This is a genomic window from Anaerococcus octavius, from assembly GCF_900445265.1.
In the GTDB taxonomy this organism is placed as follows: Bacteria; Bacillota; Clostridia; order Tissierellales; family Peptoniphilaceae; genus Anaerococcus; species Anaerococcus octavius.
In genome coordinates, this window is the sequence record NZ_UFTA01000002.1 from 1,215,737 (window position 1) to 1,241,296 (window position 25,560).

24 protein-coding genes and 1 other annotated feature are annotated in these 25,560 nt (G+C 31.0%); of the genes, 4 read left to right on the plus strand and 20 right to left on the minus strand.

Going from position 1 to position 25,560, the window contains the following annotated elements:
• Positions 1 to 20 precede the first annotated feature (20 nt).
• The 15 genes from DY249_RS06020 to DY249_RS06090 form a co-directional block, all read right to left on the minus strand.
• Positions 21 to 671: an epoxyqueuosine reductase QueH gene (locus DY249_RS06020; RefSeq protein ID WP_115595518.1), complete on the minus strand. Its 651-nt coding sequence runs from the start codon at positions 669 to 671 to the stop codon at positions 21 to 23.
• Positions 672 to 745: 74 nt separating this feature from the next.
• On the minus strand, positions 746 to 1,138 hold the full coding sequence (gene rpsI / locus DY249_RS06025) for a 30S ribosomal protein S9 (protein WP_115595519.1): 393 nt from the start codon (positions 1,136 to 1,138) through the stop codon (positions 746 to 748).
• A gap of 10 nt (positions 1,139 to 1,148) precedes the next feature.
• Positions 1,149 to 1,589 carry a 50S ribosomal protein L13 gene (gene rplM, locus DY249_RS06030; RefSeq protein WP_115595520.1) on the minus strand — a complete coding sequence of 147 codons (441 nt, stop codon included), beginning with the start codon at positions 1,587 to 1,589 and terminating at the stop codon, positions 1,149 to 1,151.
• A gap of 191 nt (positions 1,590 to 1,780) precedes the next feature.
• The gene (locus DY249_RS06035; protein WP_115595521.1) at positions 1,781 to 2,575 is read right to left on the minus strand and encodes an ABC transporter permease; all 795 of its coding nucleotides are present in this window, start codon (positions 2,573 to 2,575) and stop codon (positions 1,781 to 1,783) included.
• Positions 2,572 to 3,396, minus strand: coding sequence for an ABC transporter permease (locus DY249_RS06040; protein ID WP_115595522.1), 825 nt, complete (start codon positions 3,394 to 3,396; stop codon positions 2,572 to 2,574). The genes DY249_RS06035 and DY249_RS06040 overlap by 4 nt, the downstream gene beginning before the upstream one ends.
• Positions 3,396 to 4,460, minus strand: a complete 1,065-nt coding sequence (locus tag DY249_RS06045) for an ABC transporter ATP-binding protein (protein WP_115595523.1) — start codon at positions 4,458 to 4,460, stop codon at positions 3,396 to 3,398. Before DY249_RS06045 ends, DY249_RS06040 begins: the two co-directional genes overlap by 1 nt.
• 9 nt (positions 4,461 to 4,469) lie before the next feature.
• A complete protein-coding gene (locus DY249_RS06050; protein WP_115595524.1) occupies positions 4,470 to 5,504 on the minus strand; it encodes an ABC transporter substrate-binding protein in 1,035 nt (344 codons plus the stop codon).
• 297 nt (positions 5,505 to 5,801) lie between these two features.
• Complete coding sequence (gene cytX / locus DY249_RS06055) at positions 5,802 to 6,965, minus strand: putative hydroxymethylpyrimidine transporter CytX (RefSeq protein WP_115595525.1); 1,164 nt, start codon at positions 6,963 to 6,965, stop codon at positions 5,802 to 5,804.
• Position 6,966: 1 nt separating this feature from the next.
• Positions 6,967 to 7,770 (minus strand): bifunctional hydroxymethylpyrimidine kinase/phosphomethylpyrimidine kinase, encoded by an 804-nt coding sequence (thiD, locus tag DY249_RS06060; RefSeq protein ID WP_115595979.1) that lies wholly within the window; start codon positions 7,768 to 7,770, stop codon positions 6,967 to 6,969.
• 257 nt (positions 7,771 to 8,027) lie between these two features.
• On the minus strand, positions 8,028 to 9,488 hold the full coding sequence (locus tag DY249_RS06065; protein WP_115595526.1) for a TrkH family potassium uptake protein: 1,461 nt from the start codon (positions 9,486 to 9,488) through the stop codon (positions 8,028 to 8,030).
• 2 nt (positions 9,489 to 9,490) lie between these two features.
• Positions 9,491 to 10,861, minus strand: coding sequence for a Trk system potassium transporter TrkA (gene trkA, locus DY249_RS06070; protein WP_115595527.1), 1,371 nt, complete (start codon positions 10,859 to 10,861; stop codon positions 9,491 to 9,493).
• 103 nt (positions 10,862 to 10,964) lie between these two features.
• Positions 10,965 to 12,404, minus strand: coding sequence for a TrkH family potassium uptake protein (locus DY249_RS06075; RefSeq protein ID WP_115595528.1), 1,440 nt, complete (start codon positions 12,402 to 12,404; stop codon positions 10,965 to 10,967).
• Positions 12,401 to 13,771, minus strand: coding sequence for a Trk system potassium transporter TrkA (gene trkA / locus DY249_RS06080; protein WP_115595529.1), 1,371 nt, complete (start codon positions 13,769 to 13,771; stop codon positions 12,401 to 12,403). Before trkA (DY249_RS06080) ends, DY249_RS06075 begins: the two co-directional genes overlap by 4 nt.
• 111 nt (positions 13,772 to 13,882) lie before the next feature.
• Complete coding sequence (locus tag DY249_RS06085) at positions 13,883 to 15,082, minus strand: M20 metallopeptidase family protein (RefSeq protein ID WP_115595530.1); 1,200 nt, start codon at positions 15,080 to 15,082, stop codon at positions 13,883 to 13,885.
• Between the two features lie 42 nt (positions 15,083 to 15,124).
• Positions 15,125 to 15,907, minus strand: coding sequence for a hypothetical protein (locus tag DY249_RS06090; protein WP_115595531.1), 783 nt, complete (start codon positions 15,905 to 15,907; stop codon positions 15,125 to 15,127).
• An 88-nt stretch (positions 15,908 to 15,995) separates the two neighbouring features.
• Between DY249_RS06090 and DY249_RS06095 the strand changes: the two genes are divergently transcribed.
• Positions 15,996 to 16,280 (plus strand): GNAT family N-acetyltransferase, encoded by a 285-nt coding sequence (locus DY249_RS06095; protein ID WP_115595532.1) that lies wholly within the window; start codon positions 15,996 to 15,998, stop codon positions 16,278 to 16,280.
• 151 nt (positions 16,281 to 16,431) lie between these two features.
• Positions 16,432 to 17,601, plus strand: coding sequence for an MFS transporter (locus tag DY249_RS06100; protein ID WP_245943543.1), 1,170 nt, complete (start codon positions 16,432 to 16,434; stop codon positions 17,599 to 17,601).
• Here the strand turns inward: DY249_RS06100 and glsA are convergent.
• Positions 17,598 to 18,530 (minus strand): glutaminase A, encoded by a 933-nt coding sequence (gene glsA / locus DY249_RS06105; RefSeq protein WP_101539395.1) that lies wholly within the window; start codon positions 18,528 to 18,530, stop codon positions 17,598 to 17,600. The genes DY249_RS06100 and glsA overlap by 4 nt on opposite strands.
• Positions 18,531 to 18,689: 159 nt before the next feature.
• On the opposite strand from glsA, the gene DY249_RS06110 reads away from it, so the two are divergent.
• Positions 18,690 to 19,961 carry a C40 family peptidase gene (locus DY249_RS06110; RefSeq protein ID WP_115595534.1) on the plus strand — a complete coding sequence of 424 codons (1,272 nt, stop codon included), beginning with the start codon at positions 18,690 to 18,692 and terminating at the stop codon, positions 19,959 to 19,961.
• Between the two features lie 78 nt (positions 19,962 to 20,039).
• The gene (locus DY249_RS06115; protein ID WP_115595535.1) at positions 20,040 to 21,596 is read left to right on the plus strand and encodes an IS1182 family transposase; all 1,557 of its coding nucleotides are present in this window, start codon (positions 20,040 to 20,042) and stop codon (positions 21,594 to 21,596) included.
• A 176-nt stretch (positions 21,597 to 21,772) separates the two neighbouring features.
• Here the strand turns inward: DY249_RS06115 and DY249_RS06120 are convergent, their stop codons facing one another.
• The 4 genes from DY249_RS06120 to DY249_RS06135 all read right to left on the minus strand — a co-directional run bounded on the left by DY249_RS06120 (position 21,773) and on the right by DY249_RS06135 (position 25,251).
• The gene (locus DY249_RS06120) at positions 21,773 to 22,756 is read right to left on the minus strand and encodes a DUF1002 domain-containing protein (protein WP_115595536.1); all 984 of its coding nucleotides are present in this window, start codon (positions 22,754 to 22,756) and stop codon (positions 21,773 to 21,775) included.
• Between the two features lie 8 nt (positions 22,757 to 22,764).
• On the minus strand, positions 22,765 to 23,550 hold the full coding sequence (locus DY249_RS06125) for an Mrp/NBP35 family ATP-binding protein (RefSeq protein WP_101539398.1): 786 nt from the start codon (positions 23,548 to 23,550) through the stop codon (positions 22,765 to 22,767).
• Positions 23,551 to 23,663: 113 nt separating this feature from the next.
• Positions 23,664 to 24,683, minus strand: coding sequence for a PTS sugar transporter subunit IIC (locus tag DY249_RS06130; protein ID WP_101539399.1), 1,020 nt, complete (start codon positions 24,681 to 24,683; stop codon positions 23,664 to 23,666).
• A gap of 70 nt (positions 24,684 to 24,753) precedes the next feature.
• The gene (locus tag DY249_RS06135; protein WP_115595537.1) at positions 24,754 to 25,251 is read right to left on the minus strand and encodes a transcription repressor NadR; all 498 of its coding nucleotides are present in this window, start codon (positions 25,249 to 25,251) and stop codon (positions 24,754 to 24,756) included.
• A gap of 68 nt (positions 25,252 to 25,319) precedes the next feature.
• Positions 25,320 to 25,548, plus strand: a binding site (T-box leader).
• Positions 25,549 to 25,560 lie beyond the last annotated feature (12 nt).

The following is a 25,560-nucleotide window of genomic DNA, read 5'->3' on the forward strand; positions in this document are numbered from 1 at the left end:
TCAGATAAAAAAACACAGATTTATTTATCTGTGTTTCTTTCCCTCATTTTTTCATTGTGTTCTAACATCTCATTATAGGAAAAAACACATCCACAATAAGATTGTCTATACAGTTGATATTTTTTTGAAAGTTCTATAGACATTTTATAGCCGTTCCTTTTTTTAAAATCGGAATACAAGTATTTTACACCATATTCTTCTTCTAAATCCCTTCCTATTTCATTTATCCACTTGGAATTTTTGTATGGAGATATTGATAAGGTCGTGCAAAAGTAATCATAACTATTTTCTTTAGAGTATTTAGCAGTTTCTTCTAAACGTAGCCTATAGCACTCATAGCAAGCCTTACCACCCTCTTTACTATATTTTCTTTTTTTAGCTATTTCATAAAAATCAGAAGCATTATTTGCAGGAACTATCACTTTTCCATTAAGTCCTATTCTCTTTGCCAAAACTTCTACGTAATCGCTTCTTTTCTCAAGCTCAGTTCGTGGGTATATCATCGGATTGTAAAAATACATATCTATATCAAAGTCATCTTTAATCCTATGTATAACAGTTGTTGAACATGGTGCACAGCATACCTGCATTAGAAGTTTTGGTTTTAATCCTTCTTTTCTATTTTTATCTATTATTTTTTCCATCTCAATGTTATAGTTTATATTATTCATAAAAATGATTATACCTTTTAAATTTCAAATAAAAAAAGCACATAGGGTATATGTGCTTGTAAGTTTCTGTAATATTATCTTTTTGAGAATTGTGAAGATTTTCTTGCTTTCTTTTGACCTGGTTTATATCTTTCTTTTTTACGTGAGTCACGTGTAAGAAATCCTGCTCTTTTTAGAGCTTGTCTGTAGTCAGGGTTTACTTCTAGAAGTGCTCTAGCTATAGCATGTCTAATAGCTCCTGCTTGACCGTTGTATCCACCACCGTTTACATTTACTTTTATATCAAAGCTATTTTCATTTTCTGTAAGTGTTAGTGGTGATTTAGCTATGATTCTTAAAGTTTCAAAGTCAAAATATTCTTCTATATCTCTACCATTTACTAGGATATTTCCGCTACCTGGTTTCATAGTAACTCTGGCAACAGCGGATTTTCTACGTCCTGTTGATTGTATAATTGTATCTGCCATTTAAGTCTCCTTACTTTATTTCCAATTTTTCAGGCATTTGTGATGCGTGATTATGGTCTGGACCTGCAACAACTCTAAGTTTTTTAGCCATTTGACGACCTAGTTTGTTGTGTGGAAGCATACCAACAACTGCATGTTCAACGATTCTTTCTGGGTGTTTATCCATCATATCTTTGTAAGATGTAATTTTTAAACCACCAGCATAACCTGAATATCTTTTGTATTCTTTTTGGTTTTCTTTATTACCTGTAAGTCTAACTTTGTCAGCATTAACAACAATTACATAATCTCCCATGTCCATGTTTGGAGTAAATGTAGCTTTATGTTTTCCTCTTAAAATTGCTGCGACTTCGCTAGCAAGACGTCCTAAAACAACTCCTTGTGCATCAACAACATACCATTTTCTTTCGATGTCGTTTGCACTTGGAGTATAAGTTTTTTGATATTTCATCAATATTCCTCCTATAAAATTTTTCGCCTATCATATTTGGACACCGCAACTGATAGGTGGCGGCTGTACTCGTCCTGACATTTATTTTTAAAATCGCTTACAGGATGCGCGATTTGATCGAAAAGTTTCATAAAAGAAACTTCTTAGTCGACTGGTTTATAATACTATATGATCGTGCAAATGTCAAGTGTTTATGGCATAAAACTTGTTGGATTTTTCTCTTTTATAAATAAAACTTTTCTGTTTTGTATAAGTAAAAATATAAATACAACTACAAATATAATAGTTGAAAGAGCATTTATTGATGGATTTATACCACGCCTTGCCATAGCATAAATTGTCATAGATAAGTTTGATACTCCATTTCCAGATGTAAAATAAGATATAGCAAAGTCATCTAAAGACAGAGTAAATGAAATCAATGCTCCTGCAAATATTCCATTTCTAATATTTGGTATCAAAACTTTTCTAACAGCATACGATGGGGTTGCTCCAAGATCTAAGGCTGCCTCTATGATATTCTTATCCATAGCTTCTACAGCTGGCAATACTGTTAAAACAACATAAGGTATGCAAAACATAACATGAGATAAGATTAAAGTTATATAACCTAAATTTAATTTCAAAAATCCGTAAAGACCCATCAGAGAAATAGCTGTTATAATATCTGGATTTAGGACTGGCAAATAATTTATATTTAATACCATGTTTCTCTTCTTACCACGAAGCTCAGATATGCCTATAGCAGACAATGTTCCTATAAAAGTTGCTATGACTGTAGCTACTACAGCAACTATTAAAGTTGTCTTTACAGCAGAGATTATTTCTGGATTTAAAAAAAGTTCTTTATACCAATTACTTGTAAAACCAACCCAGCGACCGCGTAGCTTACTATCGTTAAACGAAAAAATAATCATTACTATTATTGGTGCATACAAAAATATAAAAACTAGTATTGTATAAAATTTTTCCAAAAATTTTCTCATACTATATCTCTTTCTAGTTCTCGTCCAAATTTTCTTTGAATAAATAAGGCTAGAAATAAAATTAGCATAAGTATAATAGCAGTCGCAGATCCAAATCCCCAATCGCCTGTAAAAGTAAATTGCTGGTCAATTAGGTTTCCTATCATATAAACTTTTTGACCCCCTAGTAAATTTGAAACAACGAATGTTGATATTGCAGGTATAAATACCATAATTACACCAGTATAGACACCTGGTAGAGATAGGGGAAAAATAACTTTTCTAAATATAGTTTTTCTATCAGCTCCTAAATCTAAGGCTGCATCTATTAAATTTTTATCTACTTTTTTTAAAGCATTATAAATTTGAATAACCATGAAAGGTAAAAATTCATATACCATGCCCAAAACTACAGCAGTTGGCGTATACATTATTCCTAAAGGTCCACTGCCAAAGGAAGCTAGAAATCTATTTAAAACTCCATTTCTTCCCAAAAGTGTGATCCAACCATAGGTTCTAAGCAAAAGATTAATCCACATTGGCATTATAAAAACAAAAATAAGTGATGAAGCAATAGTTTCATCCATTTTTGAAATGATATAAGCAACAGGGTAACCAATTAATAAACAACCCAATGTCGCCAAAAAGGATATCAAAAGGGTGATTCCAAGCATCTTTAAATATAATGGCTCAAAAAATCTCTTATAGTTTGATAAACTAAAGCTAAAATTTTCAAAGGCTATAGAACCTGTTCCATTAAAGGAATAAAAAAGTATTAATACTAAGGGCAAAATAATAAACACACCTGCCCAAAGCAAATAGATATTTAAATATTTTTTCATCAAACATTTCCTCCAGGTTCTACTGATTCACCAGAACCAGTTCTTTCTTCCATAACATGAATAGCATCTGCATCTATAGCTACGCATACATTTGTGCCAAGTTCAATATTTTCAGGATGGTGAACATTTATGCAAAAGTCATCACCACAAACACGTATATCATAGTAGGTTCCTTTAAACATAGATCTTTCTACTTTTCCTTTTAATTTTGCATTTTCAGAAAGATATAGATATTCCGGACGTAGCATAACGCTAACATCCTTACCAGATTTTACCTTATCAACACAAGGATAATCATGACCTAGGAAATTTACCTTTGATTTATCAACCATTTTCCCCCTAAAAATATTTGAATCTCCAAGGAAATTTGCAACAAAAGCATTTACTGGTTCTTCATAAATTTTTTGTGGACTTCCAAATTGTTCGATGATCCCTTTATTCATAACTGCTATTTTATCCGACATAGAAAGTGCTTCTTCTTGATCGTGAGTTACATAAATAAAGGTAATACCTACTTCTTGTTGAATATTTTTAAGTTCTATTTGCATTCTTTTTCTTAATTTTAAGTCTAGAGCGCCTAGAGGTTCGTCAAATAAAATAATCTCTGGTTCATTTACTAAAGCTCGGGCAATGGCTACTCTTTGTTTTTGTCCACCTGATAATCTAGAGATATCTCTATTACTATATTTTGCTAGATCTACTAAGTCTAAGGCATTTTCTACTTTTTTCTTTATTTCACTTTCCTTTATTTTTTTGATGCGAAGACCAAAGGCAACGTTATCAAAAACATTTAAATGCGGAAATAAGGCGTAGTTTTGAAAAACCGTATTTATATTTCTCTCATTTGGAGGTAAATTTGATATTTCTTTTCCTTCAAAAATAACTTCTCCGCTATCTGGTTTTTCAAAACCTCCTATTATTCTAAGCGTTGTAGTTTTCCCACAACCTGATGGACCAATTAGAGTTAAAAATTCGCCTCTTTCTACTTTTAAGTCTATAGAATTAAGTATTTGCTTTTCTTCATAAAACTTGTTTATGTTTTTTAATTGTAAAACTTCGCTCATTTTTACCTCCTAATAAGCTGCTAGGACTTCCACCCAAAAATCATTATAAACTTGCATATAATCTTCTAGGTCCTTAAACATTTCAGGCTCTGGGTGTTTTGAAAAATCTGGATAAGCTTCTTCTGATTTTGCTATATAATCTGGTAGTTGGTCTCTAACACCTTTTACAGTGCTTGTAAAGCCTTGCATCCAATCAGCATTTTTTGCTGCCACTTTTGGATCTGTAAAATAGTTTATAAATTTTTCAGCATTCGCTTTATTTTTTGCTCCTTTAGGAATCGCAAGATTATCAACTTGCATATTCATACCTTCTTTGGGAATGACGTATTTTAAATTTGGATTTTGTTTTCTCATTAATAGTGCATCTCCAGAATACATAACAGTGATAGCTGCATCACCTTGAATAACCAAATCACGTGCTTCATCAGTTAGATAAGCATAAACTAAAGGTTTTTGTCTTATAAGTTCATTTTTTGCTTCTCTAAGCTCATTCATATTCTTAGTATTTATAGAATAACCTAATTTTTGTAGGGCTACTGACATTGATAATCTTGGCAAATCATACATAATTATTTCGCCCTTGTATTTTGGATCCCAAAGATCAGCCCATTTTGTAATAGGCTCTTTTATAATATCTGTGTTATAAACTATGCCAAAATGAGATGCAAAGTATGGTACTGTATATTCATTTTCAGGATCATAACTAAGACCCCTATACTCATCATCTATGTATTTAAAGTTGGGAATATTAGCTTGATCAATTTTTTCAAGCATATTATTTTTTAATAACCTTTCAACCATATAGTCACTTGGTACTATAACATCATAGTTATTTGAGGATTGGGAAAGCTTTATAAACATTTCTTCATCTGATGTAAAAGTTTCATATACTACTTCTATGCCGGTATCTTTTTCAAATTCTTTTACCAAGTCCATATCCATATACTCACCTGCATTAAAAACAACAACTTGGTTTTTATTTCTGCTAGTACATGATACAAGACTAAGCATAAGTACTATTACTAATAAAACTTTATTTTTCATATTCCCTCCCTTTATTTTAAAATTAGACAAAAAAAGTCCTTGCACATTATTTTGAACAAGGATTTTATTATCATACCTACTTACTCATTATTTAAACCCTCTAGGTACGAAATTTATTATTCGGATTTGGCAATTTGCCCCCTGTGGTTGTGAGTTTTAACCATATAAATGAGTTTAAAGTATGGTTAAATGTGAGTTGCCCCACCAGTTCTTACCCCACAAGTGTTCTTAATGTTTTTTTATTTTTATTAGATTGTAACTAACCCAATTATAAAGTTTAAAATATCAATTGTCAAACTATTTTTTACTAAAAACTTTATTTAAAATGACAGTGATAATCATTGTAATTATAATAACTAAAAAGGTTGGCCCTACAGCAAATTCTCTATTTAAAATTATACGATAGATTACAAAACCCAAAATCCACGAAGTGGTGTTTAAAATATTATAATCACCAGTATAACCTTCGTTTTTAAGTATAAAATAATCTGCAATTTGGATAGATATCATTGGTGCAAACACCGATCCTATAAAATATAAAAAGTCAGTAATATCATCCATTGGGAAAATTATAGCAGCAATAATGGCGATAATTGTAACCATAATTCCAACTTTTTTCTCATCTGCATTTAATTTTATAGATTTAAAGGAAACTCCAGCAGAATATGAATCCAAAAAAGTTGTTGTAACTGTTGATAAAATAATAATTAGCACAGCCAATGGACCAAGTTTTGTAATGCCAAAAATAGCTGCTAGAGAATGTTCTCCTGTTATTAATGCCCCACCCATACCAATTGTATACATCCAAATGGAAATCACACTATAAATTAAAGCTGAAATGAAAGTTGATTTCTTACCTTCTTGAGCATTTGATGTATAGTCACTAATTAGTGGTAGCCAAGAAAGAGGCATAGCAACAGCGAGCTCTACTGCACCACCAAAGCTCATTGCCTCTTTTGATGGAGAAATAGATGATAGATCCATTTTAAAAATATATCTCGATAATATGAGGGTTAGGACAAATAACAAAGCCATTGATACTGTATTTACTTTCCCAAGATCAGATATGCCTATTAATATCCAAACAATTATCAATCCACCAGTTAAAATCGCCCAAAATGTATGACCAAAAGAAAATATCTCGCTAGATGATAAGGATGCATCATAAATCATAATTGCTGTCCAACCTACTAATTGCAAAAAGTTTAGGATCGCAAATATTATCCCACCTTTTGAGCCAAAAGTAAGTTTTGTAGTTTCCATAGCAGTTCTTTTTGATTTTGCCCCGATAAGTCCAGCAAAATATAAAAGTGCAAATCCAATTGTATGACCTACAATTATTGCTAAAAATCCTTCTTTAAAACCCATTGGTGCGTAATAGGTACCAGTTAAAATTTCTGCAATAGAAACAGCTGCACCAAACCAAATTAGTCCATTTTCATATATGCTTGTTTTTTTCATATTAGTTTTTGTATTCTTCTTTTAAATCAAAAGCATGATTCATAGGCCCACTACCCTTGCCTAAATCAAGCCCATCTTTTAACGCAGCTTCCAAATATTTTTTAGCAGATCTTACAGATTCTTGCATTGATTTACCTTTAGCAAGATTTGCAGCTATAGCAGATGAAAGTGTACAACCAGTGCCATGGGTATTTTCATTATTAATTCGTTTTCCATTTAGCCATGTCATTTTATTTAAATTAGTTTCATATAATAGATCATTTGCATCATTTATAGAGTGTCCACCTTTTAAAAGTACATTTACACCAAGTTCATTGGCTATTTTTTCTGCTGCTATTTCCATATCCTTATCATCTTTTATTTCAGTATTAGCTAAGATTTCTGCTTCAGGAATATTAGGAGTTATAAGATTAGCTAACGGAATCAATTTTTCTTTTAATGTGTCTATAGCATCATCTTTTAATAGTTTTGCTCCACTTGTGGCAACCATTACTGGATCTAAAACTATATTTTTTGCGTCATATTCTACTAATTTATCAGCAATTGCAACTATTAATTCCTTGTCAGATACCATGCCAATTTTTACTGCATCTGGACGTATGTCTGTAAAAATAGCATCAATTTGTTCATTTAAAAACTTTGGACTTACATCCATTATATCTGTTAAACCCGTTGTATTTTGTGCAGTCAAAGCTGTAATTGCACTCATTGCAAAAACTCCATTTAAAGTCATAGCTTTTAAATCCGCTTGAATTCCTGCACCACCAGATGAATCTGATCCTGCTATTGTTAGTGCTGTTTTCATATTTCCTCCCCTTATTTTTATAAAAAAAAGAATATCCCTTAAGAGATATTCTAAGCTACTTTTATTTTTCCTACGTTGGCATTATCCAAATCAGGTTAGGTCGATGCTTTATAGCTTGATTTTTACTAGTCAATATAGTCTTATCTAAGCCAAGAGATTTTATTGCATCCTCTCAGATCTATTTAAGAACTCCCTTTTAAATAATATTTTATTTATTATATATTTTCATTTTATAGAACAAAAAAATATTTGTCAAATTATTTGTTTTTAATATTTTTATAAGTGGCTGGTGAGAATAGTAGGATCATTGGATATAGTTCAAGTCTACCAAAAAGCATAGCTAGTGTTAATGTGAATTTTGATAGGTAACCTAAGTTGGTAAAGCTATTTATAGGTCCAAATTCGCCAAGTCCTGGCCCTACGTTATTAAAGGTCGTAGCTACAGCTGTAAATGATGTTTCTAGATCATTTGTTTCTAGTGTGACAATGAGCATAAATATAATAAAAATTAATAGATATACTAGTAAATATTTATTTACAGAATTTTCTACTTCGTCATCTACTTTCTTTCCATCTAGTTTATTAACTGTAACTCTCATTGGGTTAATTGTTTGCTTTACTTGATTTATTGCTGATTTGCAAAGCATAGTTATTCTTGAAACTTTTAAACCACCAGCTGTGGAACCAGCTGAGCCACCTATAAACATTAGTAAAATCAAAATATTTCTAGAAAACATCGGCCATTTTCCATAGTGGGCGGATACATATCCTGTAGTTGTAATAATTGATGTCACTGTAAAAAACGAATTTACTCCTGCATAAAATTTATCATCATACATGCCTGAAATGTTTATAAATATTAGGATTGTTGAAAGAGCAACAATTATTGCATACCATTTCAATTCTTCTGACTTAAAGCTATCTTTTACCGATCTAAAAATAGCATAATAATAAAGATTAAAGTTTACACCAAATAAAAACATTGCAACGCCAAGAACAATTTCTATATATCTTGAATTATAATAGCCAACGGATATACCACGATTTGCAAAACCACCTGTTCCTGCAGTACCAAATGCAAATATTAAGCTATCAAATAAGTTCATACCACCAAAAAGTAAAAATATAGCTGTAATTGCAGTCATTACTAAATATATAATATATAAAACTCTAGCAGTATGAGAAAGTTTGGGTGTGATTTTCCCAAATGTAGGACCAGGAACTTCAGCTTGCATTAGATTGGTTGATTCTTTATTTACTTTTGGCAAGATTGCTAGTGTAAATACCAAAATACCCATCCCTCCAATAAGATGGGAAAATGAACGCCAAAATATTATAGAATGTGGTAAAATTTCTACATCTTGTGCAACAGAGGCACCACATGTTGTAAAACCACTTGCCATTTCAAAAAATGCATCTATAAAGGTAGGATAATTTGTTGGTGTTAGTAAAAGTGGAATAGCTCCTATTGCAGAGTATAAAAGCCAACAAAAAGCAGTAGTAAACATTGCTTCTCTTGTATATATGTGACCTTTTTCCGAACCGGTTTTTACCATTATAGTTCCCAAAATGCCTGCTACTAATATAGGTATTATAAAATTTAATTTATCATTTAATGTTTCATGATAGATGAAGGCTACTAGCAAGGGAACTACCATTAGTAGACCAAGAACTTGTAAAAGCCTTCCTATCGCATTATTTACGATCTTTAAATTCATACTTACACCAATATATCATCTATTTGGGTGATATTTTTGCTTTTCGTAATTAATAAAACTCTATCACCCATATCAATTATCGATTCACCAGTTGCGACTTCTATTGCCCCATTGTTTTCGTGGTGTTCAATAATTGCTACCAAAGTGTCTTGTTTAATATTTAAATCTTTTAACTTGTGATTAAATAGTTTTGATTGCTCATTTACTTGAAATTCGAGTACTTCTACTTGATCTTCTTCAAGCTTATATAAATTATTTAGAGTTGATATGTCTTTGGCATTTTCCTTTGACCTAATCAATCTATTAATATAATTACTTGCTGCAGTTTTTGGAGTAAATGTTGCATCAATATCTAATATACCAGTTATCTTTAGAAGGTTGGTTCTATTTACTTTAGCAATTATTTTTTCTATACCATAATGTTCAGCCATTAGAGCAATTAATATATTTTCTTCATCAATACCAGTTAGTGATACCAGGGCATCAAAAGTATCTATTCTTACTTCTTGAAGTATATCTGGATCAGATCCATCAGCATTTATAACAATTGCATCACTAAATTGTTCTTGTATATCAATGGCTTTTTCTTTATTTATTTCAATTATGGTTACATTAAAGTTTCTTTCTAGTAATAGGCTGGTTAATTGTCTGGTAATAGAGCTTGCTCCTATTATTAGCACATCTTTAATTCTTATACTTTCAGGAATTTCTGCTTTATAGAATTTATCTATACCCTCTTTGGTGCCCATTATATAAACTTTGTCTCCACTTTCTAAAGTAAAATTCCCCTTTGGAATAGTGATATTTCCCTTACCATTTACAATTCCAATTATTATATCAAATTGCCTTAAATATGAGTTTGCTTCTATTAGGCTTTTCCCTGCTAATTTCGAATTTTTACTAATAGTTATTTCTGTCATAAGTGCCTTATCCTCTAAGAAACTTTGGACGTTTCTAGCGTGGGAATACTTTATAGATCTTTGAATTTCTTTTGCTGCTAGAAATTCTGGATTTATGATTAAACTAGAATTTGTTACATCTTGGATGCGGTCAAAATGATTTACATACTTGGGATCCCTAAGTCTAATAATAATATTTTTAGCTCCTAGAGATTTTGCTAGGGATGAAGCAATTAAATTTACATCATCACTCATTGTTAAAGCTATAAATAAATCGCAATTACCAACATTCGCTTCTTCTAAGACATCCACATTGCGGCCATCACCAACTATTGCCATCACATCATTTTGCTCAAGCAGTCTATTTAATACTTCCTTGTTATGATCGATTACTAAAATATTATGATCTTGCAAAGATAATTCATTTGTTAAGTGGGAACCAACCTTACCCGCTCCCAAAATTATAATATTCATCTAATCCTCCTAAGCCTAATTAGTATAGCATTATTCTAATTAAATACAAGTATGTTTTATATATAAATTAAATAGCTATTTTTACACATCCAAGGGAAAACATTTACTTCCTTTTATATGTTGAAGGTGCAAATAATAAAAGTAGCGGATAAATCTCAAGCCTTCCTAAAAGCATAGCAATGGAAAGTACAAATTTACTTGCTTCTCTTAATTCATAAAAAGTTTGAGCTTCTCCAAATTGCCCTAGACCATTATAAGTTGTAGCTACAGCATTAAAAGCTAGTAAAAAATCATTTATATCTATGGCTACTATAGCAAATAACAAAAAAAATAACAAAATGTGGATGATAAAATAACTCATTACAGATTGTTGGATTCTTTCACTTACAGTTTTCCCTTCAAAATCAACTACTGTTATTCGATTTGGATTTATAGTCATGCGAAACTGATTTGCAGCTGACTTTACTAATAAAACAAACCTAGACATTTTTAATCCACCAGCAGTTGATCCTGCCATACCACCTATATACATAAGTCCTGCTAAGATAATCCTAGAAAATATCGGCCACCTAGATGTATCACTACCTACATATCCTGTAGTAGAAGAAATACTAGTTACCGCAAAAAATACATCTACTATTTGTCTGCTAAGTTTTTCATATATATTATAAGTATTTATAAAAATAAGGGCTGAGGATATTAAAAGCATCCATATATACCATCTTAGCTCTTCTGATTTAAAAAAGTTTTTTGTCTTTTTAAAAAATCTTGCATAATAAATATTAAAATTTATGGAAAATAAAAACATAGCTATAGCTAAAATAAGTTCCGTATAAGTTGAGTTATAATATCCAATTGACAAATCTTTATTAGCAAATCCTCCAGTACCAGCAGCACCCAGACCATAAATAATTGCATCGAATAAATTTAAATCTCCTGCCCACAAAAAAGCAATAGTAATAAAAGTCATTGCAATATAAATTGTATAAAGCACTTTAGATTGATCTGAAACTCTGGGAGTTATTTTACCAAAAGTCGGACCAACCGATTCTGCTTTTAAAATCATAGTTGACTTTTTACTTTGTTTTGGAAGTATAGCAACAGTTAAAGAAATGATTCCCAAACCTCCAATGAATTGCCCAAAAGATCTCCAAAAAATAATAGAATGTGGCAAACTTTCTACATCTCTTGCAATGGTTGCACCTGTTGTAGAAAAACCTGCCACCGATTCGAAAAAAGCATCAAAAAAAGTATTGAAATCTCCTGGATAAAGATAGAAAGGGATAGCCCCAAAGATCGAATATAGTATCCAGCAAAAAGCTACTAGGGTAAGAGCATCTCTAGTATTAAATGTTTTTTTAAACTTAGTATTTTCTTTTAATATGTATCCTATTAAAAATATTATTACAGCAGGTATTAGGAAATTAAGCCTATATCTTAAAGGCTCGTGGTATATAACTCCTACTACAAAGGGAAAGAGCATAATAGCTGCAAATAGCATATTTAATCTTGCAATAGAACTTAAAATAAATTTTCTATTCATTCTCCCTCCAAAATATCATCAATATCTTCAAAGGCTTTCATTTTAGTAATAACAATTACTTGATCATTTACTTCTAAAATAGTTTCACCATTAGGTGCAATGATTTCTCCAGTTTTAGCCCTATATAAAAATGCAATTAGTGTATCAGATTTTATTTTTAATGAATTAAGAGTTTTTCCTATTACTTTTGATCCCTTCAATACTAAAAACTCTACAGCTTCTACTTCATTATCTTCTAGTAAATACAAGCTAGAAATAGAAAATTCATTGGCATTTTCCTTACTTCTAATAACTTTTAGAATATGATTTGCGGCTTCTTTTATAGGGGTAACTGTTATATCAATATCCAAAACTCCAGTAACTCTTAATAAATCTTTATTATCAACTCGAGTTATCACTTCTGGAATTCCTGCTTTTTGGGCTAAAAGACCAATCAAAATATTTCTCTCATCTATACCTGTTAGAGCAATCGCCGAATCATAATCTTCAAAGTTTTCTTCAGCCAAAAATGTAGAATTCGCCCCATCTCCATGAATTACAACAGCTTTTTGCAACATATGGTGAAACTTCCTTGCCTTATTTTCATCAACTTCTATAACTTTGACATCATATCCTTTTTGCAAAATATTTTCTGCAAGATAATAAGATATCCTTGACGCACCTATAATAAGGGTAGATTTTATATCAGTTTTCGATCCAAATTCTCTAAGATATAGCTGTCTTAAATCATATGGTGTTCCGACAACATGAACATTATCATGAGGCATTATTTTAAAAGAACCACCTGGAATAAATATTTTTTTATCCCTATCAACTATGGTAATCAAAACCTTGTTAAGTAATCCGTATTTTGTAATATCAGACAAAGTTTTATTTGCCATAAGCGAATCTTCTCTAATTTCAAATTGGATCATTTCAACTTGGTCATGAAAAAATGATTCAACAGAGCTTGCCATAGCATAACCTAAGGTAAGTTCAATAGAAATAGCAGATAATCTTTCTGGATTTAAAAAATAATCTATACCCATGAAAGTTTTCATAAATTCATTGTTTTTCTGATATTTTGGAGAGCGTACACGAGCTATAGTAAACTTTGCTCCAAGAACTTTAGCCATATTTCCAGCTACAATATTTACCTCATCATCATCTGCAAGAGAAATAAAAAAATCAGCATCTTTAATTTCAGCTTCACGAAGCAAGTCTGGATCCGTACCATCTCCTAAAATGCCCATCACATCATTTTCTGCTAAAACATAATTCAATACATCTGGATCTTGTTCTACTACCAACACATCATGACCTTCATCTGTTAAAATTGAAACTATGTATGATCCAACTGATCCTGCACCCATTACAACTATTCTCATAATTTTTCCTTTCTAATATAATTGTATTTTATAATAAATATTAGATAATTAAAATAAAAAAGAGGCTAATCGCCTCAATTTTATATTAATTTTTATTTATTAGCTTTAATTTTAATTTTCATTTAAGAAATCATAAGCGTATTGAGCTAGTAAAAGAGCTCCGTTTTTAAAGGCACTTTCATCAGGGTTAAAGTCTTGTGAGTGATTTACTGGAAATGTTGAAGGATCATCTGGATTTTTTGCACCAACTGCCATATATGTTCCTGGCATTGCCTCATAATCTTCAAATCCTGCAAGTAATAATCCAAAATCTTCTGAACCAGCTACTTTAAGATCTGTCATAACCTTATCTTCTCCAAAAATTTCTTTAGCAACTTTAACAGCTGTATCTGTGGAATTTTCTTCATTTATAACTGGACCTGCACCTTGATTGTAGTTAAACTCTACACTTCCACCATACATATCCGCTGAAAAATCTGCTATTCTTTTTAATTCTTTTAAAAATTCATCAGCAGCATCATTTGAAAAAAATCTAAAACTTGCTGTAAGTTTTGCATCACTTGCTACTGCATTTGCAACTGAACCACCTGAAATAACTCCATAGTTTAAGACAATTGGATTATTTAAGGCATCCACTTTCCTCGCCATTGCTGCATTTGCTTCATTTATAAAAGTATTTACCATCATAATTGCATCATGTCCTAGATATGGTGTAGAACCATGAGCTGATTTTCCTTTAAAATTTACTTCAAAAAAGTAATTTCCTGCCATAGTTTCACCATAGCCCGTTGCAGCATATCCTAGAGGAAAAGCTGTATGAATATGAATAGCAAATCCACTATCAACTCCTTTTGTAACACCTTGTTTTACAACTGCTTTACCTCCATCACCAGTTTCTTCACCTGGTTGGAATAAAAGCCTAACTGTACCTGGTAATTCATCTTTTATTTCTATCAAGGCACGAGTTGCAGCAAGCAACATTGCTGTATGAGTATCGTGACCGCATGCATGAGATTTACCTGGATTTTTAGATTTAAAGTCAAAATCATTTGTTTCCTCTATTGGCAAAGCATCAAAGTCAGCACGTAGTAATACTGTTTTGCCATCCCTGTCTGGATTTATTTCTGCAATAAGACCAGTTGGCTCTAGTTGTTTTACTTCTAGGTCATATGACTCCAATTCTTTTTTTATATAATCATTAGTTTTTATCTCTTCCATAGCAAGTTCTGGATTTTGGTGAATCTCACGTCTTTGTTTAATTATTCTATCTTCGTCGTTATATATTAATTCTTTTAATTTTTTATTTATCATACTAATTGACCTTTCATTTAAAAACTATAAAACAAGTATACTCTATGATTCATATACTACTGAATTATCTTCATATTTTACATTTGAATTATAATCTAAATAATGATTTGATAGCTCTCCTAAAACGATGGTGGAAGATATTATCGCATATATTACAAAAACTATTGATAATATAGAAAGTATCCCTATGCTAGTCATACCTTTATTTGTATTTGTTATTAGCCCTGCTAGTAGTGCAAATATTATAACTGGTAATATATACCATTTTAGATATGTTTTTATAGTTTTTCCAAATAAGTTTTTACCAAGCTTAAATGTATTTTTAAATAACTCACCAAAACTTGCCTGTGGGTGATCAGCCGCTAGAAAATAACGATAACAGGTAAAAGCACCATAAATAACCTGACCTATAAGTACCAAAATAGCTAAACCAAACAAAGAAGATAGACTAGATATTTCTCCATTTACCATCATATCTGCTGTAAGCGCTGAGGCTACACTAGCTCCAAGTATTGCCAAAGCAACATATGGGATAAGCATAATGACAAAGCAAACTCCAAATGTTTTAAACTTTAAATAATTTATATTATCCATATATTCTCCAATAGAACCCATCCTATTATATATAAGTCCACGAGCTAACATAAATTGGAAAATAATTAAAACTATGATTATAAGTAAACTTGAAATGTAGCTGTATAAAGAGCTTGTTAAGTCTTCTACATCAGTACTTAAGTTTCCAAAAAGCCTTCCAATTATAAAAATAATAAGTGCCATTATTAGCTGTATCAAAAATACAGATGAAAATTTATAACTTCTTTTCATTCAATTCTCCTTACTAATTAAAAAAGTCATTAAAATTTCGTTATTAGTTTACCCAAGTTTGGGTATTTTATAACTAAGAGGTGATATAATGATTATTAAATTTTACGAAGATCAATTAAAAGCACTAGCCTTTGATGGAGATAAGCAAGTAGGATATTGCGAAGTTGAAGAAAAAACAGAAAATACTTGGGCTATCACTCATACAGTTGTTGATGACAATTATAGAGGTCAAGGACTTGCTGAAGGATTAGTAGATAAGGTTTGTGATAAAGCCCGTGAAAATAACAAAAAGATCTTACCAATTTGCTCATATGCAGTAAAAAAATTTGATAAGGAAACAAAAAAATATGGCGATATAGATGCCAGAGCATAATTAATTATAAAGCTGAGCTAAAGCTCAGTTTTTTTTTACAAACTTATTTTTATATTTTAAAGTAAAATACATCTTTACCAAAATCTTTGTATTTGATATTATTAATCTAACATTTATATTAAAAATATCATAAATTAATAAAGGAATTATTTTGAAAAAGGATTTAAAAATTAAAATAGCAATACTAAGCATTGCACTTTATGTGGCAAGCAATAGTGTTGTTTCTGGTACCCTTGTTTTTATGCAAAGAGATTTTGGTATTTCTATTACAAATGCAGAATCTTTAATTACCCTATCTTCTATAGCAACAATAATAACAATTTTCTTAAGTGAAAAAATCACTCAAAAAATAGGTATGAAAAAATGCGTAATGATTGGCTTATTTCTAGTAGGTCTAAGTTCGATTTTACCAATTATTTCTACTAGTTATCCATCGGTTTTTATAAGCCGTTTAATAATGGGTGCAGGTGTAGGATTATTTAATGGTCATAGTGCAAACTATATAAATGTTTTTTATAAGGATGAAGAAGCTTATAGATTACACGGCATAAGAAATTCTACAGAATTTATAAGTCAAATGATATTTTTATTTATTGCTGGATTACTAATAAAAATCCACTGGAAATATGCCTTTTTAGTTTACTTTTTCGCATTTTTTATAATGTCTTACTTTAATAAAATCATACCTGAAGTTGCTACAAAAGATGCAGTTGATATTGGTAAATTTAAGATAAATAAGCAAATATTATTTTATGCAATTTTTGCCGCTTTAATGATTATGAATGTAACTGCACTTAGCGTACGTTTTCCAACTGTTGCTACAAATCAAAAAGGAATTGGTGTAGACGCCAATTTATATATGATTATCCTTCCTATGTCTGGAATGATCTTTGGATTCTTGTTTGGAATTATAAATCGCATTTTAAGAGAAAAAACTATTCTTTTAGGTCTTGGTATTTATATAATAGTAAATATAGTTTTAGCTATTTTGGGTAATGATATGTATATATTTTTACTTTGCATGGTATTTATTGCATTTTCTCAATCTCTTTGCATACCATACTTATTTGCTGAAGTTTCTAGATTTGTAAAGGGATCTCATGGAAGAATTGCTAATAATCTAATTTTTATAGGTTGCAATGTTGGTGGATTTATAGCACCTTTTTTCCTAAAATTAGTAAATAATATTCTAGAAACTACATCTCTTACCCTTGCTTTTACTGCTTTTAGTTTTATATATGCTATAATGTTCATTTTAAATGTATATGAAAATAAAAAAAATAAGATTAGAAAAATAGAGCAGAATCTCTGCTCTTTTTAATGAATAAAAATAGATAAATCTAATTCTTGGCCAAGCATATTAAATATTTCCTTGCCACGTACACTATTTCCTGTTTCATCAAGTCTTGGCGAATATACTCCTATGCCACAAACTCCTGGAACCACTCCTAAGATACCTCCAGAAACTCCAGATTTTGACGGAATACCTACATTCATCAAATATCTACCAGATTTTTCATACATACCACATGTTGCCATCTGACTTAAGACAATTTGCACTTCAGATTTTGATAATAGATTGTAGTGGCTATCTATTTCAAAACCTTTATTGGCAAGTACTGCACCCATTCTTGACAAACCAACTACATTTGTGGATATAGAGCATGCTCTAATATATAAGTCTAAAACCATTTCTGGATCATCATCAAATATTTCCTTGCTCTTTAAATAATAAGCTATAGCTTTATTTCTATCAGTAGTCTCCATTTCTGAAGAATATACCTCTTCCATCAAATAAGCTTTTTCATGTTTAGATAATTTTTTATAGTAATCTAGGATCCTATCAAATTTATCATCAACACTATTTCCTAAAATCATAGATGCTGTAGTAATTGCTCCTGCATTTATAAATGGATTGGATGCCTTATCTGTTATTGGAACTAAGGAATTAAATTCATATTTAGTTGGCTCACTGCCTACCTTGTTATAGACAGCTTCCGGGTCATTATCATGCAAAGCCATTATTAAAAGCAAAACTTTACATATTGATTGTATTGAAAAATCATAGTCATAATTGCCATAATTAAAAGATTCACCAGTGACAGATGTAATGCTTAGTGCAAAATTATCCGGATTGACATTTGCAAGTTCTGGTATATAGCTAGCAACTTTTCCTTCCCCTATGCAAGATTCACTTGTTCTTATAACACTTTTTATTCTTTGATCAATAAAATCTCTTTTGTATAACATATAAACACCTCTTAACATCTATACCCTATTTTTTAATTAAAAAATTTTTATAAAATTTAATAAATAGTAAATATTCTTAAATTCAACATGCTTTTAAAATTGACTTTTTAGCTATTTTCTTTTAAAATTATACTATAGTACTTTAATAGGGAGATTAATGTGGCAAAAAGATTTCAAAAAGCCTTTATTACTTCATTATTAATTTCTCATCTTTTTATAAATCCAGTAAATTCTTATGCTGACTCTATAATTTTAAACAAAAATACTACAGATGGAGTAAATGTCAGAGTAAAAGAAGATGTAAATAGTGACATCCTTGGTGGCATTGAAGATTTTACACCCTATGAAATAAAAAGTGAAAGTAAAGATTGGTATGAAATAGAATTCGAAGGCAAAAAAGGCTACGTAGCTAAAAGATGGTTTTATAAATTAAACCATACTAGCTTACTTGCCGAAAGTAACTTAAAAGAAAAACCAGATAGTGATTCTAAAAATATTACCGATAACAAATTACAAGAAAAAACTAAGCTTACAATTCTAGGGTTTGAGCCAGATAGTGATTTTGTAAAAGTTTCCTATAATGAAGATTTTAAAGACAACAAAAAATTAAATACCATAGATTTAGAAAAACTTGAAAATAACAATTTACTTTATGACTTGGCAGATGAAAATTCGTCTTCTAAAGTTAAAACAGTCACTCTAGAAGATGATCAAAAACAAAGCCCAAGTGTCGTTACCCTTCACGAAGCACCAGATACTGTAGCCTTGGACCAAAATAGGCAATCAGATAAGGATGTAGAAAAGGAAAGCGAAAATAATGGCATCAAAGAAGGTTATGTAAAACTTGAAGACCTTGCTATATCAAAAAAAGATAAAAAGGATCTAGAAAATTTTACCAAGTTTTATAATGATATGAATAACTACATAAAAGAACAATTAGAAAAAGAAGAAGCTGCAAAAAATGCAGTTCGCGAGATTACAGAAATATCTTATATAACTACAACTCAAACAACTAATCAGGCTATAACTAGTAAAGAAAATTCAGATACAGTTATGCTTCCTGTTACAGGTTCACAAACTGGTAGCGAACTTTATAAATGGGCTACTCAGTATTTAGGTAATCCATATGTTTGGGGCGGTATAGATCCAGTTCACGGTATAGATTGCTCAGGATTTACCATGCAAGCCTACCGTCAAATAGGAATTAACCTTCCACACTTTGCTCAAAGCCAACAAAGGTATGGAGTAGAAGTGCCTTTGGGCCAAGAAAGAGCTGGAGATTTAGTATTCTTTGGAACAAGCTTAAATAATATCACCCATGTAGGAATGGCTGATGGCAATGGAAATATGATACATGCATCTAGTCCACGCACAGGTATCATTATAGGACCGATTAGAAATCCTATATCAATTAAAAGAATTGTACAATAAGGGGCTGTTGCAAAAGTCCTAATATAGAAAAAAGACGAGGAAACTGAAATCCTCGTCTTTTTCTGATACAATGTATTTATGAAAACCGTTAAAAATACATCATCATTAACTAATTTTACGCTAGTTAATGATACTATTCAATTAAAAATGAATTTTGACACTGAAATATATGTCAAAGATGATGTTAAGTTAAGGCTTGTAAAAAATATAATCGAAAGGATGGATTTATCTGAAATAAAAAAAGTCTACTCATCATTAGGAAGAAAACCTACAGTAAACCCAGTAACAATGCTACAAATAATAATATTTTGCTACTCAGAAGGAATATTCTCATCAAGAAATATAGAAAAATCATGCAAATATGATTTGAGGATAAAATACCTTTTAGATGGAGAAAATCCACCAGATCATAGTACAATAAACAGATTTAGACAAAAAATCGTAGAACTAGCACCAAACTTGTTAAACCAAATGATTCAAATACTAATAGAAGAAAATCAAATAGACTTATCAAGCATCTACATAGATGGAACAAAAATAGAAGCCTACGCCAATAGATATAGTTTCGTGTGGCGAGGAAGCATTGAAAAATGGCAAAAGAAACTAAGAGTAAAAATAATAAAGCACTTTAATTTAAATAGAGAACTAACACCATCACAGGTATTAGCAGTAGTAAGAATAGCATTCAATCAGATAAGTACAGAATGTACAGAAAATAAAATAAACTTTGTACATGGACAAGGAAAAAGAAAACACCAACTCCAACGAGACTATGAAAAGCTCAAAGATTGGAAGAACAAACTAGAAAGCTATCAAAAACATATAGAAATAATGGGAGAGCACAGAAACTCCTACTCAAAAACAGACCATGATGCAACCTTCATGAGAATGAAAGAAGACCACATGAGAAATGGTCAATTAAAACCAGCCTACAACATTCAGCTAGCAAGTTCCTCAGGCTTCATCATAGGAGAAAATGTATCCCACCATCCATCCGATATGTACACCTTAAAACCATTTCTAAATAAATTACTCAAAAACCACCCCGACAAACTAAACAAGATAGTAGCAGATTCAGGATATGAAAGCGAAGAAAATTATGTTTTTCTTGCAGAAAACAAGCTCTTATCATACATAAAACCATCCAACTACGAACAATTAAAAACTAGAAAGTATAAAAAAGAAGAATTCAGAAATAGTCTAAGATATGATAAAACATCAGACAAATACATATCAAAAGAAGGCAAAGAATTCATAAGGTGCACTGATAGATACAGAAAAAGAAAAAGCGGATACACAACAACCAGCAAAGTATACAGATGCTTTAACTGGAACAAAGATGGTCAGAAGACCAAAGGAATCTACATAGCAGAAATCTTTCAAAAATATAGGAAAGAATCCTTAGAAAATATAAGCTCAGACCAAGGAATAGAAGAAAGAATAAATAGATCAATCCAAGCCGAAGGAGCATTTTCCAAAATAAAATCAGGACTAAAATACAACAGATTCCACCATAGAGGAAAATCAAATATAATAAGTGAAATATGCCTCTTATCAATGGCACTAAACCTAAATAAACTGGCATCCAAAATAGAAAACAAGAATTTAGAACTCATAAAATACAAAGCTGCTTAAGAAAAAAAATATTAAAAATCTTAGCTGTATTAATTGAGCCTATTTTTATGAAAAATGTGGATAAATTCATTTTCATATTAAAGAAAGATACAGAATTTAATGGCTTGATACCAATATACACGAAAAAAGGTAATGAGCAGAATAGATTTACCTATTCTGCAACACCACCTTTTAATTTAATTATTGTCATTACTGTCATTAGATGAACCAAATATTCTTATAAATGAATTTCCTATTTGCCTAAAGAAATTTAATAATGAATCTAATAATCCACTATCTTGAGCTTCTTTTGCTATACTATCGATAGAATCTTTGTTGTCATTATAAAACTTGCCAGCATTATTTGCTAGTTCATTGCCAAATTTCATAAGATTTTCTCTTACTTCTTCACTATCGATTGCAGATGAATTTTGATATTTATCAAAGTAGTTAATCAAAATATTTATATTATTATCACTTAATATATTTTCAAGATTGACATCTTTTAGAGCGTCTTGAATATATATATTTATTTGATTTGCATCTGCAGCTTCACCAGTTTCTTCTTTGTGGTCAGCAAGTTTTTGTTTTACTTCTATAACAACCTTGTCTAAATCTGATGGGTCAAAATCGGAATTATTTTTGTTTTCTTCTGCAATTTCATTTACAGTCTCAAGCTCATCTTGGGCAACTTTTGCACGATTTGGATCTACATTTTCACCGCTTAATTCCATAGCTACATATACACCAACTAAGGCAGATTCACCTGTTACAGGTTTTGGACTAGCAACATATATATCAGCATCACTAATGCCTGCTGTAATTGCTGCATTGGTGTATTGACCTTGAGTAATAGATGTAATATTTGCTGGAGTTACAATATTTACCTTAATACCAGAATTTTCTGGCAATTTCTTAATATATACTGATGATATCATATTACTATCATCAGTATAATATCCTAAGTATTTTTGTAAGTCACTACCTGAGGCTTTTGTATAGTTTAAATTTTCGTCATTTTTGCCTACACCAAAAGTTTCATTCATTTGGTTTATTTGTTCTTCGCTTAATGCGGCACCATAAACAACATCATTTTTGTTAGGATCAGCACTTTTTGCAAAGGCCACCGATGGTAGCAAAATACTAAAAGCACACAATAGTACTAAAAGTCTTTTTTTCATATACTTACCTATAAGCTTTCTATTTTTTCTAAGATTGGATTTAGTTCTTCAAGATCCACATCCTCTACTAGTCCAGCATCTATTTTACTTGCTACTTCAGGATTTATAGGTACTTTTGCTATAGTATCGATGTCATATTTGCTTGCTACTTCATCTATATGGCTATCTCCAAAAATTTTATGTTTGCTTCCGCAATCTGGGCATTGGAAATATGACATGTTTTCAACAAGTCCTATTACTTTTTTGCCCATCATTTTTGACATTTTTAGTGATTTTTCTACAACCATACCTACTAAATCTTGAGGAGTTGCAACCGCTACTATTCCATCTATTGGCAGTGATTGGAAAACTGTAAGCGGTACATCGCTTGTTCCTGGTGGCATATCAACTAGCATATAATCTATTTCGCCCCAGTCTACATCTGTATAAAATTGTTTGATAACTCCTGTTACTATTGATGATCTCCATACTACAGGATCTGTTTTATTTGGTAAAATCATATTTACAGAGATAATTTTAATACCATCACGAGTTACTCCTGGATACATGATTCCTTCTTTGGTACCTGTTACACTTTCATCAATACCAAAAGCTTGTGGAATTGATGGACCTGTAATATCAGCATCAAAAACTGCTACTTTGTATCCTTTTTTATTTAATTTATTTGCTAGCATGCTAGTTACGGATGATTTACCAACTCCACCCTTACCACTCATTACTGCTATAACATGACCAACTGAAGAACCTTCATTAAGATTTACTTTAAATTGGTCGAAATTTCTTTGTTTTTCCATTGGACTCTCCTTTATAAAAGAAAAAAGCATTATTATTTAATGCTTCTTCCTTAATTATATCTATTTTTTATTAAATTTCCATAAATCTTGGCTAAAACAGCTTATTTTAAAGCTTAGAAATTTATTTTCATATCATTATCCTTTATAAGTCCTTTTTTATACATTATCTTGTAAGTAATATACGAAATTAAGGCTGGAAGTATAAAGTGTAATAATAGAATTTGAACTAGCAAGATAGAAAAGCTCCTACTTGCCGCCATAGTATTTATAGTTGAGATTTGCCCTACTAATCCACTTGTGCCCATACCAGATCCTAGGGGTGAGTTTTCCATTTTGAAAACCAAAGTGGAGACAGGTCCTAAAATTGCACCAGCAAGAGTTGCTGGCAACCAAATCCAAGGATTTTTTATAATATTTGGCACTTGAAACATAGACGTACCCAGTCCCTGGGCAAGTAATCCTTCAAAACCATTATCCTTATAAGAAATAACTGCAAAGCCTATCATTTGAGCAGAACAACCAACAGTAGCAGCTCCTCCTGCTATTCCTGATAAAGAAAGCATCATACAAATAGCAGCGGAAGAAATTGGTAAAGTTAGCGATACTCCGACCAAAACTGCAACAACTATTCCCATTAAAAATGGTTGCAATTCTGTAGCTTTCATAATTATATTGCCTAGCCCTGTCATAAAGGCAGCAACACCAGGTCCTATAAAATCTCCTACAAGTATTCCAACCAAAATTGTAATAGTCGGTGTGATAATTATATCAAGCTTAGTTCTTTTTGAAACAAGTTTACCAAACTCTGTTGCAAAAATTGTTGCAATATAAACACCAACTGGTCCACCAAGCTCATAGGAGCCAAGACCTACAATAGTAGATGCAAATAAAACTAGATTAGGTGCCTTTAAGGCATAAGCAATAGATACTGCGATTGCGGCACCTGTTGCTTGGCCTACTAAAGACCATATCCTTTCAGTTAAAAAGGGAATATCAAAAGTATTGCCAATAGAATTTAAAATTGTGCCTACCAGTAAGGATGCAAAAAGTCCAAATGCCATAGCTCCTAGGGCATCTATAAAATAAACTCTAGGTGAAAGTGTTATTCCCTGCTCTTTTAAATATTTTTTCATATACTCTCCTAATTTTTTTCTTAGCTAAAGTATAACATAAAAAATATTTATTGTATATACAGTGGGAAGTTTATTTTAAATATCCTTTTTTTGCTAGAGCTTTTTTAATATTTTCAAAACTTTCCTCATTTTTAGTACTGATAGTGTGATAGTGTACATTATTTGTCAAATTCTTTAATGGTATTGATATATCCATATTTTTCACAAAATTATTTACTCCATTACGAGATTTTATATTTAAATCTTTGCGGATAACGCCATATACTGGATGATTTATAAAAATATCTATAACTACTCCACCATTATCAACAATAGTGTTTAGTTCATCTTTTATAGCACTATCATCATGGCTTGATTCTATAATTTTAGTTAATCCATGGCTAGTATCTATTTTGTATCCTTTATTTGTTGATACTATATCAAGTCCAAAAGCTTTTAAAACTCCAATATCTTTTACAATTATTTGCCTAGATACTCCAAATTTCTCTCCTAAAACTTCTCCAGAAATCGGATCATTACTTTCTTGCAAAAATTTTATTATTTCATTTTGCCTTTTACTTAATTTCATAGTTTACCTCTTTTTTTAACTATACCATCTTAGTCTTGACTTTTTCATCAAAATCTTGTATTATATCTTCAATAACATTGAAAAGAGGAGTAACTTTTTGGAAGAATCTAGAGAGTCCCAGCTGGTGGAAAGGGATATTTGGAAGATAAGTGAAAAAAGTCTTGGAGTTTCTTTGAGGATTATTTGATTCAAAGACGTGATTGCACGTTACAGCAACCGAGTATGATGGTACTTAGTGAGGTGTACTTTGTGAAAAGTGCATAAATTTGGGTGGTAACACGGCCTTTCGTCCCATGGATGGTGAAAGAG

Excerpts from the sequence above, each read along its gene's own strand:
- DY249_RS06020 (WP_115595518.1), bottom strand. The coding sequence starts at position 671 with ATGAATAATATAAACTATAACATTGAGATGGAAAAAATAATAGATAAA.
- rpsI (WP_115595519.1), bottom strand. The coding sequence starts at position 1,138 with ATGGCAGATACAATTATACAATCAACAGGACGTAGAAAATCCGCTGTT.
- rplM (WP_115595520.1), bottom strand. The coding sequence starts at position 1,589 with ATGAAATATCAAAAAACTTATACTCCAAGTGCAAACGACATCGAAAGA.
- DY249_RS06035 (WP_115595521.1), bottom strand. The coding sequence starts at position 2,575 with ATGAGAAAATTTTTGGAAAAATTTTATACAATACTAGTTTTTATATTT.
- DY249_RS06040 (WP_115595522.1), bottom strand. The coding sequence starts at position 3,396 with ATGAAAAAATATTTAAATATCTATTTGCTTTGGGCAGGTGTGTTTATT.
- DY249_RS06045 (WP_115595523.1), bottom strand. The coding sequence starts at position 4,460 with ATGAGCGAAGTTTTACAATTAAAAAACATAAACAAGTTTTATGAAGAA.
- DY249_RS06050 (WP_115595524.1), bottom strand. The coding sequence starts at position 5,504 with ATGAAAAATAAAGTTTTATTAGTAATAGTACTTATGCTTAGTCTTGTA.
- cytX (WP_115595525.1), bottom strand. The coding sequence starts at position 6,965 with ATGAAAAAAACAAGCATATATGAAAATGGACTAATTTGGTTTGGTGCA.
- thiD (WP_115595979.1), bottom strand. The coding sequence starts at position 7,770 with ATGAAAACAGCACTAACAATAGCAGGATCAGATTCATCTGGTGGTGCA.
- DY249_RS06065 (WP_115595526.1), bottom strand. The coding sequence starts at position 9,488 with ATGAATTTAAAGATCGTAAATAATGCGATAGGAAGGCTTTTACAAGTT.
- trkA (WP_115595527.1), bottom strand. The coding sequence starts at position 10,861 with ATGAATATTATAATTTTGGGAGCGGGTAAGGTTGGTTCCCACTTAACA.
- DY249_RS06075 (WP_115595528.1), bottom strand. The coding sequence starts at position 12,404 with ATGAATAGAAAATTTATTTTAAGTTCTATTGCAAGATTAAATATGCTA.
- trkA (WP_115595529.1), bottom strand. The coding sequence starts at position 13,771 with ATGAGAATAGTTGTAATGGGTGCAGGATCAGTTGGATCATACATAGTT.
- DY249_RS06085 (WP_115595530.1), bottom strand. The coding sequence starts at position 15,082 with ATGATAAATAAAAAATTAAAAGAATTAATATATAACGACGAAGATAGA.
- DY249_RS06090 (WP_115595531.1), bottom strand. The coding sequence starts at position 15,907 with ATGAAAAGAAGTTATAAATTTTCATCTGTATTTTTGATACAGCTAATA.
- DY249_RS06095 (WP_115595532.1), top strand. The coding sequence starts at position 15,996 with ATGATTATTAAATTTTACGAAGATCAATTAAAAGCACTAGCCTTTGAT.
- glsA (WP_101539395.1), bottom strand. The coding sequence starts at position 18,530 with ATGTTATACAAAAGAGATTTTATTGATCAAAGAATAAAAAGTGTTATA.
- DY249_RS06115 (WP_115595535.1), top strand. The coding sequence starts at position 20,040 with ATGAAAACCGTTAAAAATACATCATCATTAACTAATTTTACGCTAGTT.
- DY249_RS06120 (WP_115595536.1), bottom strand. The coding sequence starts at position 22,756 with ATGAAAAAAAGACTTTTAGTACTATTGTGTGCTTTTAGTATTTTGCTA.
- DY249_RS06125 (WP_101539398.1), bottom strand. The coding sequence starts at position 23,550 with ATGGAAAAACAAAGAAATTTCGACCAATTTAAAGTAAATCTTAATGAA.
- DY249_RS06130 (WP_101539399.1), bottom strand. The coding sequence starts at position 24,683 with ATGAAAAAATATTTAAAAGAGCAGGGAATAACACTTTCACCTAGAGTT.
- DY249_RS06135 (WP_115595537.1), bottom strand. The coding sequence starts at position 25,251 with ATGAAATTAAGTAAAAGGCAAAATGAAATAATAAAATTTTTGCAAGAA.